This window comes from Enterococcus sp. DIV0755f, assembly GCF_051713725.1.
Taxonomy (GTDB): domain Bacteria; phylum Bacillota; class Bacilli; order Lactobacillales; family Enterococcaceae; genus Enterococcus_D; species Enterococcus_D casseliflavus.
Genome location: NZ_JBIOQL010000001.1, coordinates 3,068,156 through 3,087,375 on the forward strand (window position 1 = coordinate 3,068,156; position 19,220 = coordinate 3,087,375).

The 19,220-nt window shown below is 43.1% G+C and carries 19 protein-coding genes; 8 read left to right on the forward strand and 11 right to left on the reverse strand.

What is annotated here, in order from left to right:
* The first annotated feature begins 16 nt into the window (after positions 1-16).
* A complete protein-coding gene (locus IGI73_RS14110) occupies positions 17-790 on the forward strand; it encodes a MurR/RpiR family transcriptional regulator (protein ID WP_194193487.1) in 774 nt (257 codons plus the stop codon).
* Complete coding sequence (locus IGI73_RS14115; protein ID WP_005233546.1) at positions 783-1,223, forward strand: hypothetical protein; 441 nt, start codon at positions 783-785, stop codon at positions 1,221-1,223. Before IGI73_RS14110 ends, IGI73_RS14115 begins: the two co-directional genes overlap by 8 nt.
* Before the next feature lie 56 nt (positions 1,224-1,279).
* Here the strand turns inward: IGI73_RS14115 and IGI73_RS14120 are convergent, their stop codons facing one another.
* Together IGI73_RS14120 and IGI73_RS14125 are read right to left on the reverse strand one after the other, a co-directional pair.
* The gene (locus IGI73_RS14120) at positions 1,280-2,110 is read right to left on the reverse strand and encodes an endonuclease/exonuclease/phosphatase family protein (protein ID WP_428206789.1); all 831 of its coding nucleotides are present in this window, start codon (positions 2,108-2,110) and stop codon (positions 1,280-1,282) included.
* A gap of 93 nt (positions 2,111-2,203) precedes the next feature.
* Complete coding sequence (locus IGI73_RS14125) at positions 2,204-4,378, reverse strand: PTS transporter subunit IIBC (protein WP_005227848.1); 2,175 nt, start codon at positions 4,376-4,378, stop codon at positions 2,204-2,206.
* 251 nt (positions 4,379-4,629) lie between these two features.
* On the opposite strand from IGI73_RS14125, the gene IGI73_RS14130 reads away from it, so the two are divergent.
* Both IGI73_RS14130 and IGI73_RS14135 read left to right on the forward strand, forming a co-directional pair.
* The gene (locus IGI73_RS14130) at positions 4,630-6,894 is read left to right on the forward strand and encodes a glycoside hydrolase family 65 protein (RefSeq protein WP_438759265.1); all 2,265 of its coding nucleotides are present in this window, start codon (positions 4,630-4,632) and stop codon (positions 6,892-6,894) included.
* Between the two features lie 107 nt (positions 6,895-7,001).
* Positions 7,002-8,021: a LacI family DNA-binding transcriptional regulator gene (locus tag IGI73_RS14135; RefSeq protein ID WP_005227844.1), complete on the forward strand. Its 1,020-nt coding sequence runs from the start codon at positions 7,002-7,004 to the stop codon at positions 8,019-8,021.
* Positions 8,022-8,099: 78 nt separating this feature from the next.
* Here the strand turns inward: IGI73_RS14135 and IGI73_RS14140 are convergent, their stop codons facing one another.
* Complete coding sequence (locus IGI73_RS14140; protein WP_428206791.1) at positions 8,100-9,065, reverse strand: ribose-phosphate diphosphokinase; 966 nt, start codon at positions 9,063-9,065, stop codon at positions 8,100-8,102.
* Positions 9,066-9,136: 71 nt separating this feature from the next.
* Positions 9,137-9,676: a C39 family peptidase gene (locus tag IGI73_RS14145; protein WP_005233534.1), complete on the reverse strand. Its 540-nt coding sequence runs from the start codon at positions 9,674-9,676 to the stop codon at positions 9,137-9,139.
* A gap of 140 nt (positions 9,677-9,816) precedes the next feature.
* Here IGI73_RS14145 and IGI73_RS14150 point away from each other — a divergent pair, with 140 nt between their 5' ends.
* The gene (locus IGI73_RS14150) at positions 9,817-11,709 is read left to right on the forward strand and encodes a M13 family metallopeptidase (RefSeq protein ID WP_128488007.1); all 1,893 of its coding nucleotides are present in this window, start codon (positions 9,817-9,819) and stop codon (positions 11,707-11,709) included.
* Positions 11,710-11,772: 63 nt separating this feature from the next.
* Here the strand turns inward: IGI73_RS14150 and IGI73_RS14155 are convergent, their stop codons facing one another.
* Positions 11,773-12,384: a hypothetical protein gene (locus tag IGI73_RS14155; protein ID WP_428206792.1), complete on the reverse strand. Its 612-nt coding sequence runs from the start codon at positions 12,382-12,384 to the stop codon at positions 11,773-11,775.
* Positions 12,385-12,490: 106 nt separating this feature from the next.
* A complete protein-coding gene (locus IGI73_RS14160; protein WP_428206793.1) occupies positions 12,491-13,072 on the reverse strand; it encodes a hypothetical protein in 582 nt (193 codons plus the stop codon).
* Between the two features lie 870 nt (positions 13,073-13,942).
* Between IGI73_RS14160 and IGI73_RS14165 the strand changes: the two genes are divergently transcribed.
* The gene (locus tag IGI73_RS14165; protein WP_428206794.1) at positions 13,943-14,974 is read left to right on the forward strand and encodes a hypothetical protein; all 1,032 of its coding nucleotides are present in this window, start codon (positions 13,943-13,945) and stop codon (positions 14,972-14,974) included.
* A gap of 100 nt (positions 14,975-15,074) precedes the next feature.
* Here IGI73_RS14165 and IGI73_RS14170 read toward each other — a convergent pair whose 3' ends face one another.
* The 3 genes from IGI73_RS14170 to IGI73_RS14180 are packed head-to-tail and all read right to left on the reverse strand — an operon-like array spanning position 15,075 to position 16,677.
* On the reverse strand, positions 15,075-15,374 hold the full coding sequence (locus IGI73_RS14170) for a hypothetical protein (protein ID WP_428206795.1): 300 nt from the start codon (positions 15,372-15,374) through the stop codon (positions 15,075-15,077).
* Positions 15,375-15,938 (reverse strand): cysteine hydrolase family protein, encoded by a 564-nt coding sequence (locus IGI73_RS14175; protein WP_005227824.1) that lies wholly within the window; start codon positions 15,936-15,938, stop codon positions 15,375-15,377.
* Positions 15,939-15,981: 43 nt separating this feature from the next.
* Positions 15,982-16,677 carry a 5'-methylthioadenosine/adenosylhomocysteine nucleosidase gene (locus tag IGI73_RS14180; RefSeq protein WP_005227823.1) on the reverse strand — a complete coding sequence of 232 codons (696 nt, stop codon included), beginning with the start codon at positions 16,675-16,677 and terminating at the stop codon, positions 15,982-15,984.
* A gap of 151 nt (positions 16,678-16,828) precedes the next feature.
* Between IGI73_RS14180 and IGI73_RS14185 the strand changes: the two genes are divergently transcribed.
* Positions 16,829-17,431 (forward strand): class I SAM-dependent methyltransferase, encoded by a 603-nt coding sequence (locus IGI73_RS14185; protein WP_438759266.1) that lies wholly within the window; start codon positions 16,829-16,831, stop codon positions 17,429-17,431.
* Positions 17,432-17,489: 58 nt separating this feature from the next.
* On the opposite strand, the gene macP is transcribed toward IGI73_RS14185, so the two are convergent.
* Both macP and IGI73_RS14195 read right to left on the reverse strand, forming a co-directional pair.
* Positions 17,490-17,786, reverse strand: coding sequence for a cell wall synthase accessory phosphoprotein MacP (gene macP / locus IGI73_RS14190; RefSeq protein WP_005227820.1), 297 nt, complete (start codon positions 17,784-17,786; stop codon positions 17,490-17,492).
* Complete coding sequence (locus IGI73_RS14195; RefSeq protein ID WP_005227818.1) at positions 17,779-18,357, reverse strand: NUDIX hydrolase; 579 nt, start codon at positions 18,355-18,357, stop codon at positions 17,779-17,781. Before IGI73_RS14195 ends, macP begins: the two co-directional genes overlap by 8 nt.
* A gap of 218 nt (positions 18,358-18,575) precedes the next feature.
* Between IGI73_RS14195 and IGI73_RS14200 the strand changes: the two genes are divergently transcribed.
* Positions 18,576-19,217, forward strand: coding sequence for a 5-bromo-4-chloroindolyl phosphate hydrolysis family protein (locus tag IGI73_RS14200; protein ID WP_010749055.1), 642 nt, complete (start codon positions 18,576-18,578; stop codon positions 19,215-19,217).
* Positions 19,218-19,220: the final 3 nt, after the last annotated feature.

The window sequence follows — 19,220 nt, forward strand, 5'->3', positions numbered from 1 at the left end:
ATAAGGAGGGGTTTTTGTGAAATTACAGTATTTGATTCAACAGCACCAATCAGAGTTAAGTGAACTTGATCGTGGCATTCTAAACTACATTCTTTCCAACGGCGACACCGTTCTATCTATGGGGATCGTCGAGCTATCCGAGCAGGTTCACGTCTCCAAGTCTTCTATTTTACGGTTGACGAAAAAACTTGGTTTTTCTGGCTATTCCGAGTTCAAATATTTTCTACGGCATCAGCAAGAACAGACAACAACGATTTCGCAGCAAAAAACGATTTTTGAAAAGCAACAAGAGGATATTTTCGCCACCCTCAACTATGTAAAAACGGTAGACTTAGCTGCCCTCAACCGCTTGTTTGACCGCAGCAAAACCATCTACTGCTACCCGACTGGGTTTTCCCAAAAGAAAGCACTGGAGGAGTTTTCCAAAATGATGCTTTCTATGGAAAAACGAGTGATCGTATTGCCGAACAAAACGGAATTTGATATGGTCATGCCGATGATCACTGCCGAAGATTGTGTGATCATCGCCTCACTGAGCGGCGAAACAGAAAACGTCAAAGAGAATCTGACGACTTTTGCGATTCGTCAGATTCCCGTTTTGACATTGAGTGCGCCAGGAGATAATTATTTTGCTCGCCATTCAACGTTTCACCTGACCTATTATTGCGATTTTTTTCAAATCGGTCGCAAGAAAATCCCTAGCCAGTCTTTGATTGGACTAAGCTGCTTGATTGATTATTTGATCCGTTCCTACGGACTATTCACTTTACAGGAGGGCAACCATGACTAAACGAAAATGGGCGTTTCCATTGATTTTACTGAGTTATTGGCTTTTGATCGCCGGTGCTTACTATCTTTATCTTTCCTTGACTGCCTTCAACCATGGGATGACCTTTGCCCAGTACCTCAACTCGCAACCGTTAGCCGCTTTAGGGGTCTTGTTAAGTAGTCTCCTTTTGCTGCAAGGGGCTTGCCTGTACTTTATTCAACGGTTTTCCATGAGTAAAAAAGGCCTTTTGGGTCAGTATTTATTCCTGATCTTCTTCCAGCAGTTGCTGACAGCGAATGTCATCGGCGCAGGACTCGTCTTTTTTACAAGAAGAAGTCTTTCAAGTCAGGAGGAAAACGCAACTTGGGGCGAAAAGAGTTTTACCTATGGGGCATTAGCATTCATTCTTTTATTGAGTTTATTCTTTTTCCTCCTTGTTCGATCAGCGATTTAACTTCTCCAAAAAGAAAAGCAGTGCCAGTTGGCACTGCTTTTTTGCTGTCGCTTCTGCTAGTTTGGCTCTGTTTTTGAAGCAAAAACCACTTTGATTCCAAAGTGATCGCTGACGATCGGAGTACGCGTTCCGTCAAAAACGACTTCATATTCCGTTGCTTGCAGGTCATTGGATGCAAAAACATAATCGATCCGCAATGCTTCTCGATTGTCTTGCCAACCATCAATGGCTTTAACGACAGAGGCTTCACCGATCGTTTCGGCAGCCGTTAAAAAGCTGTCTTGCAGCTGTAAGGAGCTGTCAAGGACGAGTTGATGACCAGAACTGGCCGCATCGTTGTTGAAATCTCCTAGGATCAATAAGGTATTTGCCCGTTCTGCTAAAAATGCTTCTGTCTGTTGCCACTCGTAGGCAAATTTACCGTCTTGCCACCAAGAAAAATGACAGCTAACGACTTGTACGATCTGTCCATCGGCTTCAGTCACGCCGCTCAGGTTTTTGCGTGTGGTATGATCCCAGACATCCGTGGCTTGTGAAGCAAGGTATTCTTTGGCAATGATGGGCTGTTTGGACAATAAGGCATTGCCTTCGTGGTAAATGTCATAGCCTACGTGACTGTAGGTCCATGACCAGTAGTAATCACAGTCTAACAGTTGCAGTTCTTCCACTAGGCGTAAAGCAAAATTGTCCTCCTTGATTTCCACCAGCGTATCTGTGGGGCAATATAGCCCATCAGGAACGATGGTTTGAGCAGCGATCGTTTGGTTGACTTCTTGCAAGGCGATGATGTCATAGTCGCCTGTTGCAATCTCTTTTGCGATCATCTTGCATTTTTCGAGCTGATTTTCTTCTAACCAGCTATGGGTGTTCAATGTTAATACCTTCATGAATAAGGCTCCTTCTCTCGGTTTGCTTGTACGATTCCTTTAAAAAATAAAAGAGAGCGGGTCAACAAAAGAGTCGACCCGCTTGTCATTTTATTATAGTTTTACGATTCCAACAACTGCGGCTGCTTGTTGCTTGCCGATTTGGGTCAATTCAAAGGAATCGATTTGATCGCTGTTGGTCAACACTACAACGATGGTGGTGTCTTTGCCAGCAGCACTTACTGCAGCGAGATCCATCTCCGCTAACTTGTCACCCACCGCCACTTGTTGTCCTTCAGTGACAGCTACCGTAAAGGGGGCACCGTTTAAGTCAACGGTATCTAAGCCCATGTGAACCAATACTTCGATGCCTTCATCAGAAAGCAAGCCAATCGCATGTTTCGTTGGGAAGATGTTGGTGACTTTCCCGCTGATTGGTGCGACAACTGTCGTCTGCTCTGGACGCACGCCATAACCGTCACCCATCATTTTTTCCGCAAATACTTGGTCTTTGACAGAGGTGATCGGCATCACTTCTCCAGTGGCAACGGCAGCTAGTTCAGCTGTGACGCCTTGGCTTTGATGGGTAGTGGTTTCTACTGGTGCTTGACTAGCCGTCGGTTCGGGAATCGTGACACCAGAATCTAAGATATCTTGAATGTCTGATTTTAAAACATCTGCTTTCGGTCCATAGACTGCTTGCACGCCGTTGTCTTTTACGATCAAGCCTAAAGCCCCTGCGGCTTTCCATGCTTTTTCATCGCCGACCGCTTCTCGATTTTTCACAGAGACCCGTAAACGGGTCATACATGCATCAACGTCGGCGATATTTTCACGTCCGCCTAATAAATGAATGATTTTCACGACTTGCGAATCTGGGTTCAAATTGCCATCCGCCGAAGCTGTTGCTGGCGCATCGCTGGCTCCTTCTGTTTCGTAGTTGCCGTTTCTACCTGGTGTTGCAAAGTTGAATTTTTTGATCAAGAAGTTGGCCAAGAAATACATCCCAACACCAAAGACGATAGTCACTAACACAAAGTTGATCAAATCTTGTCCTAAGCCGGCATTGATCGCCATTGGGGTACGGGTCAACAACTCGATATTCCCAAAAGAGTGGACCCGTAAGTTGACGATATCCGCCATCGCAAACGCAGCCCCTTGTACGACTGCATAAACGATGTAAAGCGGTACGGCAGCAAACATAAACATGAACTCCAACGGTTCCGTTACCCCTGTCAAGAAGACAGCGATGGCAGCTGATAAATACATAGAGGTATATTTGTGCCGTTTGTCCGCATCGACATTGCGATACATGGCATAAGACAAGCCCATCAAGATCCCAGATGAACCAATCATTTGTCCAACTTTAAAGCGGGCAGGAACAAAGTTTTCCAATAAAAATTGATATTGTGACGTATCGCCAGCATTGCGCATGTTCACTAGATCCGTTGCCCAAGCAAGCCATAATGGGTCTTGTCCAAAGACTTGGGTGCCGGCTTGTGCGCCAGAAAGAATCGTGTAAGTTCCACCTAATTCGGTGTAATTGATCGGGATCGTCAACATGTGATGCAGCCCGAATGGTAAGAGCAGCCGCTCCAAGGTTCCAAATAAGAACGGTGCTAAAACGGGCGCACTTTCTTGTGATTGCGCGATCCATAAACCGAAGTTGTTGATGCCTGCCTGAATATAGGGCCAAACGATCGATAACACTAATGCGACGACTACTGAACGAGCAATCACTACGAAAGGTACGAAGCGTTTGCCGTTAAAGAAGGAAAGCGCATCCGGTAATTTGCGGAAATTATAGTATTTGTTGTAAGCTGTTGCTCCCACAAAACCGGCGATGATCCCGACAAAGACACCCATGTTCAAAGCAGGTGCTTCTAATACACTAGTAAAGAAGCCGTCGATCATGATCTTCGTCCCAAATAACGTATGGGTAAAGGCGCCTTCTTCGGTTAACATCGCGCTCGTCACGCCAAAGATCGAACCAGTGATCCGATTGATCAAAATAAAGGCGATCCCAGCAGCAAATGCCCCACCAGCTCGCTCTTTAGCCCAACTACCACCAATAGCTAATGCAAATAATAAATGCAGGTTACCAATAATTGCCCAACCAATGTTTTCAATGACGCCTCCTGTAGTGATCAAAAATGCCCAGTCGGCATTGATCATTGGGATCGTTTTCCCAATACTGATCATCAAACCAGCGGCTGGCATAACAGCGACAACCACCATTAGCGCTTTTCCGAATTTTTGCCAAAATTCGAAGCTCAATAATTTTTTCATCTTCCTTCTTCCTTCCCTGAATCGATTTACGCAATCGGTTTCTTAATGATTTCATTCTAACGGAGAAAAAAGATTTTGTAAACCCAGAAATATCAAAAGGGATTCTATTCGCTTTTTCACCTTTATATAACTGAATCTCTCTTTCTCGATGTTTCCTTACAGGAAATTCTTTAAACGCAACAACTTTCACTTGACGATGCAATCGTTTGCGCTTATGATAGAGATATCAAAAAGATTCTGGAGGGACTTTCATGAAAAAAATCCAACGATTGTTCGAGATCGATCCATGGAAAATCGCGACATCTACCTTAGATAAAGAAAATCGTCGACTGCAAGAGTCGCTAACAAGTATCGGGAATGGCTACATGGGAATGCGCGGCAACTTTGAAGAACAATACAGCGGCGATCATCACTTAGGTACTTATATCGCTGGTGTCTGGTACCCAGACAAAACCCGTGTCGGCTGGTGGAAAAACGGCTACCCTGACTATTTTGGCAAAGTGATCAACGCGGTCAACTTTATTGCAATGGACCTATTTGTCAATGACCAATTAGTCGACTTAGCAAAAATCAGCCCAAGTGATTTCCGTTTAGAACTAGACATGGAAACCGGGATTTTACGCCGCAACTTTACTGTCACTTTGGCAGGCGCCACCGTAAAATTCTCTTTTGAACGCTTCTTGAGCATCGTAAAACGTGAACTTGCCCTCATTAAGATGGACGCTGAGATCATTGAAGGCGACGCTGAGATCAAAGTCGTTTCTAAACTAGATAACAATGTCCATAATGAAGACAGCAACTACGACGAACGTTTCTGGGAAGAATTGGCTCATGGTCAAACCGAAACTTTCCATTACTTGACCACTCGGACCGTAGAAAATAATTTTGACATTGAACGCTTTACTGTCACTTCTGCTATGCGTCATAGCCAAACACCGATCGATTCCGTGAAAAGCGAGCTTTGCGTTGCTGATACCTTTGCCTTTTCTGGAACAGCCGGTGACACCTTCTCATTGATCAAAGAAGTCTTGATCGTTACGAGTCGTGATGTTCCCGCTCATGATCATCCAGCAAAAGTCACCGAATTAGGCACTTTATACAAAGCAGATTATGATGCGTTGCGTGCAGAACAAGTCGCTGCTTGGAAAGCCCGCTGGGATTTAGCCGATGTGATCATTGAAGGCGATGCTGCGGCGCAACAAGGGATTCGTTTCAACCTGTTCCAATTGTTTTCAACCTATTATGGCGAAGACGAGCGCTTGAACATTGGACCGAAAGGCTTTACTGGTGAAAAATATGGCGGTGCGACTTACTGGGATACCGAAGCCTATGCAGTTCCATTGTATTTGGCATTAGCAAAACCAGAAGTGACCCGTAACTTGTTGAAATACCGTCACAACCAATTGCCGCAAGCCCATATCAATGCGCAAAAACAAGGCTTAGCAGGTGCCCTTTACCCAATGGTGACCTTCACTGGGATCGAATGCCACAATGAGTGGGAGATCACTTTCGAAGAAATCCACCGAAACGGTGCCATCGCTTATGCCATCTACAACTATACGAATTATACTGGCGATACAAGTTACCTGAAAAAAGAAGGATTAGAAGTGTTAAGCGCGATTTCACGTTTCTGGGCAGATCGTGTCCACTATTCAAAACGCCAGCAAAAATACATGATCCATGGCGTTACAGGACCAAACGAATACGAAAACAATATCAATAACAACTGGTACACCAATAAAATGGCTACTTGGGTCTTAGCTTATACCTTAGCCAGCTATGAAACCTTCAAAGACGAAGCGACGGTCACGATCTCTGACGAAGAACAAGCCAAATGGCAAGACATCATCGACAATATGTACTTCCCAGAAGACCAAGAGCTTGGTGTGTTCGTCCAGCATGATACCTTCTTAGACAAAGACTTGATGCCCGTTTCCGATCTTGATCCAAAACATTTGCCGTTGAACCAAAATTGGTCGTGGGATCATATCTTGCGCTCTTGCTTTATCAAACAAGCCGATGTTTTGCAAGGTATCTACTTCTTCGGCGATCAATTTAGCAAAGAAGAAAAACAACGGAACTTTGATTTCTATGAGCCGATGACAGTGCATGAATCTTCCCTTTCTCCAAGTATCCATGCGATTTTAGCAGCGGAATTAGGCATGGAAGAAAAAGCGTTGGAAATGTATGAGCGGACTGCTCGTCTTGATTTGGACAATTACAACAATGATACCGATGATGGCTTGCACATCACTTCTATGACCGGCAGCTGGTTAGCGATCGTTCAAGGTTTTGCTCAAATGAAAACTGATCACGATCACTTAGGGTTTGCGCCATTCTTACCTAAAACGTGGAGCCGCTACGCCTTCCACATCAACTATCGTGGACGTCCGCTCTTTGTTTCCGTCAATGAGTCAACGGTGACATTGAAGAAAATCAGCGGTGAGGCATTGCCAATCAAGTTGTATGGCAAAGACTATGTTTTAGAAGACGAAATCAGTACAGCGATCAACTAAACAAGCCTTCTGAAAGAAGAAATGTCTGCATTTCTTCTTTCTTTTGATTGGCTCTACCCTTGTGCCGACACTTTGTGATACTATAAGCTAAAAAAGGAGGGAAATCAGTGAGCATTACGGTCAAAGATGTCGCCAAAAAGGCTGGCGTCGCTACATCCACGGTTTCTCGTGTCGTAAACGATCATCCCAGCATTTCTGAAGATACCAAGAAGAAAGTGCGCAAAGTAATGGCAGAAATGGGCTATGTCCCCAATCTTGCGGCTCGAAATCTCGGCAAACAGATATCCAGTGCCATTGGCGTGATCTTGCCGCCTCTTGATTCGAAAGAACGACTAGGAAACCCCTTTTATTTAGAAACGATCGAAGCCATCAATGAAGAGGCCCGCCATCATCAAATGACGGTTGCCGTTGCCTCCGCCCGTGACTTTGCTACATTACTAAAAAACGTGGAACGGATGCACCTGCAAAAACAAGTAGATGGCTTTATCTTGGTCTATTCCGATGAAAAAGACCCCATCATCGACTATCTGGTCGAAAAAGAAGTCCCTTTTACCTTGATTGGTCAACCATACAGCAATGAAGACAAAATCGTTTTTGTCGATAATGACAACCAGTTGTTAGGCAAGCAAGCAACTGAGCATCTGATCGCCCAAGGGCATACGAAGATATTATTTGCTACCAATACGACCCATGAAAACCTGTATTTCGAGCGTTTCTTCGGCTACCAAAAAGCCATGATGCTGGCAAATCTCCCCTTTTACCCAGCATTGACCTTTGAAAAAGCGGAAGATTACGTCACGTTTGAAGAAACGATCAAAGAATCCCAAGCAACGGCCATCGTCGTGATCGATGATCTGTTCGCTGTGCGGATCATTCAATTAGCGACGATGTATGGCTACAAAGTCCCCGACGATTTATCCATCATCAGTTTCAACAATTCGATCTTTGCTACTTTGACCCATCCGTATTTGACTAGTATCGATATCAACGTGTTGTCCTTAGGAAAAATCGCTACCGAACGGCTGATGGCGCAATTGAATCATGAAGATTCAAACGGCGTACAGCTGGTCGTACCACATAAGCTGATCAAACGAGAAACGGTCTTAAACCGCAACCAGTTGAACTGATCCGCTGGGTCTGATCCACTTCCCCTTACATGCAAAAGCACCCGCCGTCCCTAAGGATAGCGGGTGCTTTTCATATTTTTATTTATACTCTTTGCTTTCCAGGCGGAACAATGGACTCATTGGTGTATTTTCGTGAATGCGGCGAACGGCTTCCCCCATCAATTCGGCACAAGAAATGTAGTGCAGTTTTTCTGGATGGCGTTCTACGCTGGTCCAGCAAGAATCGGTGACACAAATACTTTCAATCGCTGATTGATCCAAAATTTCTTTAGCAGGCGGTGAAAGCAAGGCGTGAGAGACACAAGCATACACTTCGCTGGCACCAGCTTCCTTCAACAAGTCTGCCGCTTTTGCCAATGTATGGCCGGTATTTAAAATGTCATCAACCAAAATACATTTTTTCCCAACGACATCACCGATCACATAGCCGCCATCGGCTTCATCTTGATCGACGATCGCGATCGCTGTATCTAAGTATTCTGCCAAACTACGGGTCCGTTGGACACCGCTGTTTTTTGGTGAAACTACGACATAGTCGTCACCCGTCATTTTTTGTTCGCGATAGTAATGGGCAAACAATGGGATCGTAAAGAGATTATCCACTGGGATGTCGAAAAATCCTTGAACTTGGACGGCATGCAGATCAAGCGTCAAGATTCGAGAAGCCCCTGCTTCCACCAGCATATTGGCAATCAATTTTGCAGTGATCGGCTCATGCGGGTTGGCGGTTCGGTCTTGCCGCGCATATGCGTAATAAGGCAAAACGACATTGATGGTCTTCGCACTAGCCCGTTTCATCGCATCGATCATGATCAATAGCTCTAAATAGTGATCATTGACGGGTTCATTCGTCGATTGAATGATATAAATATGGTCGCCCCGCACACTTTCTTCGATATTGATGGCAATCTCTCCATCACTAAACTGTGTCACTTTTGACTTCCCTAGTTCTGTACCGAAAACTTTCGCAATGTTTTCTGCTAATGGTAAATTTCCATTTAAACTAAAAATTTTCAACGAACTATCTTTATAACTTTCGCCCATGATTGCCTCCAATGAATGTGGTTGTTTTCTTCTATTCTAGCACAAAGTGACTGTTTTTTTAACCGTCTCGTTCAAGGAAGTGTGACGGTACCGTTTACCCAACTGGCGGGAATCACTTTTTTGTAGTTGCCCCAGTTGTCATGAACTTTAAAATAGCGTTCTCCGCTGGCGGTTTCAGCGTAGGCGTAAGCCACGACCCAATGATTGCCATACGTGCTGCCTAAAGGCTTCAAAATACCGATGATCACCGGTTTGCCTTCATCGATTCGTTTGCACGCTCGATGCCAGCCGCCAACAACAGTCGCACGTCCGCGGTAAGGCAATTGGAATTGATCGAAAAACCGAGTCAATCCATGACTGACCTGCCAAGCGATCGTCGGCAACCCATGAGGCTGAATCAGCACCCGCAGCATTTCCGTCACTACTGTCAGATCCCGCTGTTTTTTTCTACGAAACGCTTTCGGGATGATCGTTTCATCGATGTAATCTTGATAGTAGGCCAAAAAGACGGCTGCCGCATAGGTGCCGCATAAATACCCTGAAGGAGTGACCCACTGCTTATACGGACGAAACCGCTCTTCGGCGATCCCTTTCCACTCTACTTGTTCCATCTCGTTCACCTGCCTTTTTTCTTATTATACCTTAGATTCTCCTCCTACTTGGATCAAAACCCTTTTTCGTCTAGAAAACTTTTCTTTGCGTCCTTACAGATTTTGTTTCATAATAGTAGAAAGCGAGAGGAGCGAAAGACATGACAACCTTGTTAAAAGATGATTTTTATGACTATGTAAATGGCGAGTGGCTGGAGACCGCTGTTATTCCAGCAGATAAACCCGCTACGGGTGGATTCCAAGATCTCGTTGACGGAATCGATTCCTTAATGATCGCAGAATTTGAAAATATGGCACACGATCCCCATGCTACGCCAAAAGGCCGCATGAAGGATGCTGTGGCTTTTTACCGCTTAGCCAGCGATTTTGCCCAACGAGAGGCAGCTGGCGCTACTGAAGCAAATGCACTATTAGCAAAAATCGAAGCGTTGCCTTCTTACGAGGAATTGAATCAGCAACTGGCAAGTTTCGTTTTAGAGGGCATTGCCTTGCCTTTCCAACTAGATGTCGATGCAGACATGAAAAATGCGCAAATGAATACTTTGTCGGTCTATCCGCCTGCTACTATTTTACCGGATAAAACCTATTACACAGAAAATCCCCAAGCAAGCGAAATGCTGCAAGTCTACTTTGAGATGGCCGTCAACGTTTTAGTTGCTTATGGAAAAGACCAAGCAGAAGCGGAATCGTTGGTAGAGCAAGCGATCGCTTTTGATAAATTGATCGCCCCTCATGTCCGCAGTGCGGAAGAAAGTGCGGATTATAGCAAAAATTACAATCCTCGCTCCTTGGAAGAATTTGCAAAGCAAGCCAGCAAGATCGATTTTACACAACTCTTGACGGCCCTTTTACCAGGGACACCAGAAGAGCTGATCGTAACGGAACCCGCTTACTTTGAAGCCTTTGACATTATTGTTTCTGATAGCCATTTTGAACTCTTGAAAGGCTGGATGATCGTCAACCAAAGCTTGCGCTATACTAGCTATCTGAGTGAAGAATTGCGTCAGTTAGGCGGAACCTACAGCCGCTACTTATCAGGGATCGATGAAGCGGCTCCCCAACAAAAAGCGGCTTATTACTTAACGATGGGTCATTTTAGTCAAGTGATCGGTGATTATTATGGACGCAAGTACTTTGGGGAAACGGCGAAAAAAGACGTCAAACACATGGTGGAAACAATGATTGCTGTCTACCAAGATCGTTTGCGCAACAACACGTGGTTAAGTGAAGAAACTCGCCAAAAAGCGATCATCAAATTGAATCGTTTAGGCATCCATGTCGGGTACCCTGATCAAGTTCCTGCCATTTATGACCAATTGCATACCGATGAAGAGAAAAGTCTGCTGGCAAATGCCCTGCATTTCAATCGTTTGTTCCGAGAAGATGCCTTCAAAAAATGGCAGCAGCCCGTGGATCGCGAGGAATGGGAAATGTCCGCCGCTACCGTGAATGCCTACTATCACCCATTTAAAAACGTGATCGTTTTCCCAGCGGCAATCTTACAAGCACCTTTTTATAGTTTGGAACAATCCACCAGCGCAAATTATGGGGGGATCGGCGCGGTCATTGCTCATGAGATCTCCCACGCCTTTGACAACAACGGGGCAAAATTTGATGAATATGGTAATTTAAACAATTGGTGGACAGAAGAAGATTTGGCCCACTTTGAACGCTTAGCTCAAGCGATGATCGACGAGTTTGATGGCCTGCCCTTTGCCGGCGGTACCGTAAATGGAACGTTGACTGTTTCTGAAAACATCGCCGATGCAGGCGGACTAAGCTGTGCGCTAGAAGCAGCGCAAAAAGAAAGCGATGTTTCTTTAGCAGACTTCTTCACCAATTGGGCGAAGATCTGGCGTACAAAAGCCAAAGAACAATACCAACAGCTCTTACTGTCGATCGATGTCCACGGACCAGCGAAACTACGTGCCAATATCCAAGTTCAAAACATCGATGAATTCTATACAACCTTTGATATCAAACCTGGTGACCCTATGTATCGTGCACCAGAAGATCGTGTGCAGATCTGGTAAACAATAGCGTAAGAAAAAGACAAACCATAGATAGCTAGGGTTTGTCTTTTTGCTATGGATTTTTTAGAAGTGATAGATGAACGAGACAACTAACGAAAGAACCCCTAGGAGAATATGAATGATACCTATGCCTACGAAAAAACAAAGCAAGACATGGTACATCCTGCATTTTCTATCTTCATAATAAAAGGCTTTATAATAGTCGAATGCCAATACACACCGCAGTAAAACATAGAACATCATAAAAAAATGAAGAAAGTAGAGCCGTTCCAGATGGTAGGTGATTTTCTCTAAGGGTATCGTTCGGGATAGTAAACCAATCAAGGGATCGGCAGTGAAAATCAAGATAAAAAAACCAGCCAAGAAGAAGAAAAAGTGCTCAATTCCAGCGAGATGCTTTTTGTATTCAGGAACAAGCTCATGACGGTTTAAACTTGAAGTTGTATTCCAGGCTAGTATCATAATCATTGCACTCACAGCCGTTAACCCAATCTCTCGAATATCTGAAGTTCCAAGAGTTCCAATAGGTCTGATTGGGGGTCTATAAGGCCTGAGTGGGAATCTATGATATTTCTCAAAAATTATTGCGCTCCCAAAGATTACATAATCAATGATGGAATAGATCTTCCCTTTTCGCTGATAACTATCAAGGGGTTGATATCTTTTTTTCAACACATTAAAAACCTCCTCACAATTTAAATAAAGCAATCCTGTAACAAACTTATTCGATTGAAAGACAATCTTTTAATCAGCTGAGTCTTGTCTTTTGCTAATGGATTTTTTAGAAGTGATAAATGAACGAGACAACTAACGAAAGAACCCCTAGAAGAACACGTGTGATAACTATGCCTACGAAAAAACAAAGCAAGACATAATACATCCTGCATTTTCTATCTTCATAATATAAGGCTTGATAATAATCGAATGCCAATACACACCGCACCAAAACATAGAACATCATAAAAAAATGAAGAAAGTAGAGCCGTTCCAGATGATAGGTGATTTTCTCTACCGGTATCGTTCGAGATAGTAAACCAATCAAGGGATCGGCAGTGAAAATCAAGATAAAAAAACCAACCAAGAAGAAGAAAAAGTGCTCAATTCCAGCGATATGCTTTTTGTATTCAGGAACAAGCTCATGACGGTTTAAACTTAAAGTTGTCTCCCAAGCTAGCAAAAACACCATTGCGCTCACAGCCGACAACCCAATCCCACGAATATCTGATCTCCCACGAATTATAGGTCTAATTGGGGAGCTATGATATGTTTCAATTAATATTGCAGCCCCCATAATTATATGATCAATGATGGAATAGATTTTTCCTTTTCGCTTGTATAACGTCACTTGATCCGTTTTCCCCAATACAAAGCCCCCTATGCTATTCATAACTGAGTATATTTTTGAAAAAACTTTTCCTACGGCACTGAGGTATGGACGTAAACTCCGAAGACACTATTTGCGAAATAAAAAGTTTATGGACATGATCCACATATAGAAGAGTGCACCTCCTACTAGAAATAAAAAGCTGTATACATAAATATAGCCCATGTAGCATTTTCTTTTTTTGTAATAAAAGGCTTGATAGTAATCAAAAGCGAATAAACACCGTATCAAAGCGAACAGTAACATACGTAGATTGAGAAAATACAATCGATCTAAGTGATACATAATCTGTTCCAAAGGTAATTGGTTTCGAAAAAGCAAATGATTAATTAAGCTTTCTGATCTGAATAAAAGCAAAATAAAAGAGACGAGTAAGCCGAGAAAAAAACTGATTTCTATACTATGTTTTTTTTCTTTAGGAATGTTTTTATGCGCATTCAACAAATAGGTCTTATAAAGAGAGTAGGACATTAATACGCTAAATAAGCCACCTACCATATACTCGTTCGTCCCCGGAATATGTAAATACTTAGGAATCGTAAGCGGAAAAGAATGATATGCACTAAAACAAAGGGCTGAGGTGATCACTAGATAATCAATCAAAGCATACAATTTTCCTTTAGTTGTATCATCGTCGAATATCTTGAATTTTTTCACTTCCCTCCTCTTTTAGCAAGCAAGGTTATCTGCTTAGGGATACCTTCAAAAATTAAGGCGAAATAACTAATCCTACATTTTTTAAACAAATTAATCAAATTTAAATAAAATAATTCATTTTTGTCTTTTTATATGATAAATTTAACTTGTATAACACGTGTTGTCAAACTTTAATTATGAGGAGGAATTGAAATGAAGCAAAAATTGAAGCAAAAATATTCAGTTATATTGTTACTTGTCATTTTACTGAGTGGTTTTTTCTCACCAATCACGGCATATGCTGTCAGTGAGAGTGGCAATTTTGCAGATGTTCCTGATGACCATTACGAAAAAGCGAATCTATTGGTCGCCCTTGAAGAAGAGCTAGTAGAAATCGGTTTATCTTTGGAAATCTTTGCTAATACGAGTATCGATTTTGAAAATTTACAGTACCAGTCACTAATGCCAACAGAGGAGCGTTCAGAAAGAAATTTACCAGCTGTTACGCCGGTCGTTCCTTTTGAGTTTCCTAAAGTCAAACAATTTGCCACCAGAATTTACGGGAACAATCCCACCAATGATCAACTTATGCACACATTTATGCTTTATTATTTTGATGTGCATGATTATGATCGCAATGCTGGGCTGGTGGGTGACAGACTTCCCCTTCGTTACTACCCTGAATATTACACCTTCAATGACACCAACGCTTACAATGCCTTTCTTAGAACCACTACGGGAACCAAGTACTTGAATTTTGCGTTATCATCTTATGATACGGTAACTAGTCTCAAAGATTATTTTTCAAATCTAGATATCTATAACCTTAAAAATCATGTCTCTAACGTAAAAAAATCCATTGCGGGATATAAGACCTTAGAACATGGAGCCTCTTTTATTGATGCTATTCATAAATATTTCACTGAAGAAAAACCTTCATTAGAATCCATAAACTCCCCAGAAAAATTCATGGAAGAAATTTCCAAGATGATCGATACACAAGAAACCATCGATCAAGCTTCGAAAAAGGCTTTAAAAGGGATGTATGACACCGTTTTAGACTCTGTCTTTCTTCTACTTATGGGTGCAAATCCAATTGGGATAGCGGGAATCGCTACCATGTATGTTACCGCTATGGCGACAATGTACGTATCTATTATTGATCTTGCTGCCATCAATACTTTAGCGGGTACACGAAACAGCCGGCTAAACTTTAGACAGCTTAATAATTGGGGTATGTGGTAGCAAATAAAAATCAATTTGTTACATAACCCACCAATTAATATATAAAGAAGGAGCCTTCGAAAATCAATTGATTTTCGAAGGCTCCTTCTTCTATCGTTGTTTATTTCTGTAAAGCTTTTTTCATCATACTGATCACAGAATCAAATTGGGAATGCACATTGACGACTTGATCGGCTTTTTGCCGATTGGGGCGGTCTTTTAGAAAGTCGAAGATTTGGTTTTCATTCTGGATGCCTAATTTAGCCATAAACTCATCCAAGTTCTGAAAATCCGTATACTTTTGTAAGAAGTCATTGTTCAACAACGCCTTCACATCTAGATCCCCTTTTTGATACGCTTGATAAAGGCTAATCAGTTCACTGAAACTGAAATTTGCTTTTAATTGATCCATCCATCCCATTTATGCTTCCTCCTTCGCAGAAATGATTTTCGCGCCCAGGGTATTTTCAAAATGGCGTAGTGCCCATTCATGTCCGACCGCGTCAAAGCTGGCAACGGTATCTGCATCGATCACCAGTTGGTAGCCTAAATTATAGGCATCCACTGCTGTATGCAAGACACAGATGTCGGTACAAACGCCGGTCAGGTACAATTCCGTAATCCCTCTTTCCCGCAGACGGATGTCCAAGTCGGTACCGCTAAAGGCGGAGTAATGACGCTTGTCGATCCAATAGACATTTGGCGCTTCCTGATAGTTTTCATAAAGCGGTGCTAGACGGCCGTAAAGATGTCGCCCCGTACTGCCCGCAAGATTGTGGGGTGGGAACAAGCGGTTTTCAGGATGATAGTTGTCTGTTTCCTCATGACGATCAATGGCAAAAACGACATACTCACCGGCTTCGATAAAGGCTTGCGTCCGAGCCACTAAGGCAGCTTCAATCGCTTGCCCAGCAGCACCCGTGGTCAATCGTCCCTCATCTGCAACAAAATCAAACGTATAATCAATGGATAGTAATGCTCTCATGCTTCCTTCCTCCTCTTACGAATCGGCTCTCTTGTTTTTTAAGTTACTTTAATGTTTCAACGAATGCCAAGACCATTTCAGCGGAACGCTTGCCAGCTTCTAAGATAAACTCATCAAAAGAGACGGTTGCTGCGTGGTCGGCGGTGTCGCTGATCGCGCGCACGATCAAGAAAGGAATATTGAATTGCTGCGCGGTCTGTGCGATCGCGGCGCCTTCCATCTCACAAGCCAAGGCATCTGGAAAATGTCCTAAAATCTCCTGTACTTTTTGCGGGTCATGAATGAAGCTGTCACCGGTAACGATCAGTCCCTTTTTCACGGTATGATGAGTCGCTTCTGCGGCTTTCGTCATCTCACTGATCAAATAGCGGCTGGCTTCATAATACAAAGGCATCCCGCCAGGCAGCTGGCCATATTCATAACCAAAGCCCGTCACATCGACATCAAAATAGGCCACTTTATCTGAAATCACTAAATCCCCTACTTGTAAGCCGGCACCGATCCCACCAGCTGATCCAGTATTGATCACCATATTGACCCCATATTGTTGGATCAATAAACTAGTGGTGATCGATGCCAGAACTTTGCCAATACCTGAACGAACGACGATCACTTCATGATTGCCGATACTTCCTGAAATAAATAGTGCGCCGCCGCGTTCCCAAGAAAGCGGTGAAATCAACTGTTCCCGCAACGCCTTGATTTCTTCCTCCATTGCACCAATAATACCAATTTTCATGTGTTTGCCTCCTGCTTCTCGTTTATTTTTCATCCTTTAAAATGAAAAACAACAGAAATTCCCACGTATCTACTGACGTGTTTTTCTCCTTTCATGATAAACTAGTTTTGACGAAACGAACAGTTTTTTGTCATTATAAAAGGAGGCACTTATGTCTGAAATTTTCAACGTCATGGCAGCAAAATACGATACCCCTGAACGGATCGCGTTAGCACAATTAGTCACCCAAACCCTTGAACCTTATTTTAAAGACAACCAGCACCAAACTCTGATCGATATCGGCGGCGGTACCGGCCTAGTAAGTCTGCCCTTAGCAGCTTATGTCCAGCACTTAGCCATCTGGGATACTGCCCCTAACATGATCGAGGTTTCTGAAAAAAAAATCAACCAACTGCAGCTGGCCAATGCTTCTGCAACTGTCCACGATCTGCTGCAAGAATCCTTACAAGCAAAAGCAGACGCGGTGCTGCTATCTCTCGTCTTGCTGCATATTCCTGACACAGCCGCTATGATGGAAAAACTATACGCCTTGCTACAGCCAGGAGGAACCCTTTATCTAGTGGATTTCCTCAAAAATCCCGCCGTGTCTCACCCGCTCGTTCATAATGGGTTCGATCCTGCCGCATTGACTCAACTGGCAGAGACAACTGGGTTTACTGCCACTTCCTTTACCGTTTTTCATGAAGCGGATCATTTGTTCATGAATCAGCCAGCGGCCATGTTTTTAGCTATTTTGAAAAAGCCGACCGAATAACAAAAAAAGCCGCACTTGCAGAAGATGCAGGGGCGGCTTTTTCTTAGTACTAGAAGAATCACAACAAAAAGATCGCCAAACCGACGACGACTAACAATAAAGTGACGATCACAATGGCTTTCATTAAAAAACGGTTCAAATCCCGAGATTTCTGGTTCTCACCGGCACGGGTCTTCGTGATTTCTTTGTTTTTCTTGCGCACTTTGCGGTAGTGGTTATCAATTTGTTTTTCTTTTTGTTTCCATTCTTTCTTGCTTTGCTTTTCTACGATTTGCTGATTGCGTTCAGCTGCTGCTTGTTCTTCTTCGCGTCTGCGTCGAAGCTCACTGCGGGTGATCAATGGTTCTTTAGGCAAGTCCGTTCCTCCGTTTCAATTCCAGCAACTCCCAAAATTGGATCGCAAACACGGTCTTCGCATCACAGATCGTTCCATCAGCGATAGCGGCTTGTGCTTGCTCTAAGGTCAATTCATAGACTTCCAGCACTTCATCTTCGTCTTGCGGTAAGGGATTTGTCACTTTTTCCAGCTCTTTGGCATAATAGACGTGCAAGAGCTCATTAGCAAAGCCTGGTGAAAGGTACATAGAAGAAACGTGCTCCAGCGTTTTTGCACGATAGCCGGTCTCTTCTTCTAATTCCCGGGCGCCAGTCAAATCTGGACGAGCGCCTTCTCCTGGATCGATTTTTCCTGCTGGTATCTCTAAAATCACTCGCTCTAACGGTTTTCTGAATTGGCGAACAAACAGCATTTTGTTCTCACTTGTCAAGGCGATCACGGCAACACCACCAGGATGAAAGACTAGTTCGCGTTTACTGGTCCCGCCATTTGGCAAGGAGACATCATCAACGACCACATCAATGATCTTGCCATGGAAAATTTCATTCCGTTGGATCGTTTTTTCTTCAAAATCTTTAAATTCTAACATCTATCGACACCTAACTTTCCTCATACGTCTTATCTATCAAACACTTTAGCATAATTTAGAAAAAATATCTTCTTAAGAAATAGCAAGAAAGCTTATGAATTTACTAAAAATCGGAAAATCCACCCCAAGTCTGATATTTTTCTTTTAGTGAACATGCTAAAATAAAGATGTCGAATAACCCAATCTACTTGTCCAAGAGATTTTTAGGAGGAGGAAAAATGAAAAAAAACATCTGGCTGATCGTTGGTGCGATCGTCCTCATCAGTATTATTTTTAACGTAGTAGGCGATTCATTTGCGAGCCTATTATTAATCGTCGGTGCGATTTTAGTCTACGTCGGTATTAGAGGGCGTAAAGTTCCAGCAGCCGATCCACAAGTTTTGCCTTCTTTAACGAGAGAACGAGAAGCCCATTACTTGAAAAGCGGAATGACTGCTCGTGAGATCGAATTGTTCCGTGAAACGATGAATCAGACGAAACACCAAATCGATAAATACCAAAAAAATATCACTAGCAATAACAAGTTAAAAGCCATTGACTTGCGTCACGATGCCTTGCGTGCCTCAAAAGCTCTTTTCAAAGAACTCGTGAAAGAACCGACCAAACTGCCTTTGGCAAGTCATTTCCTTTATACCCACTTGCCCAACATGGTCGATTTGACCGATAAGTTCATTGAAATCAATAGCCATGAGATCAAAAGTCGTGAGACCTATGATAAAATCGAGGAAAGCACCCAAATCATCGAGCAAATGGCTTCCTTGATCGCCAAAGACTACTCCCAATTTGTAGCAGACGATCTTGATGACATGGATGTTGAGTTATCCATTGCCAAACAAAGCATAAAACGAGATAATGAATAGGGA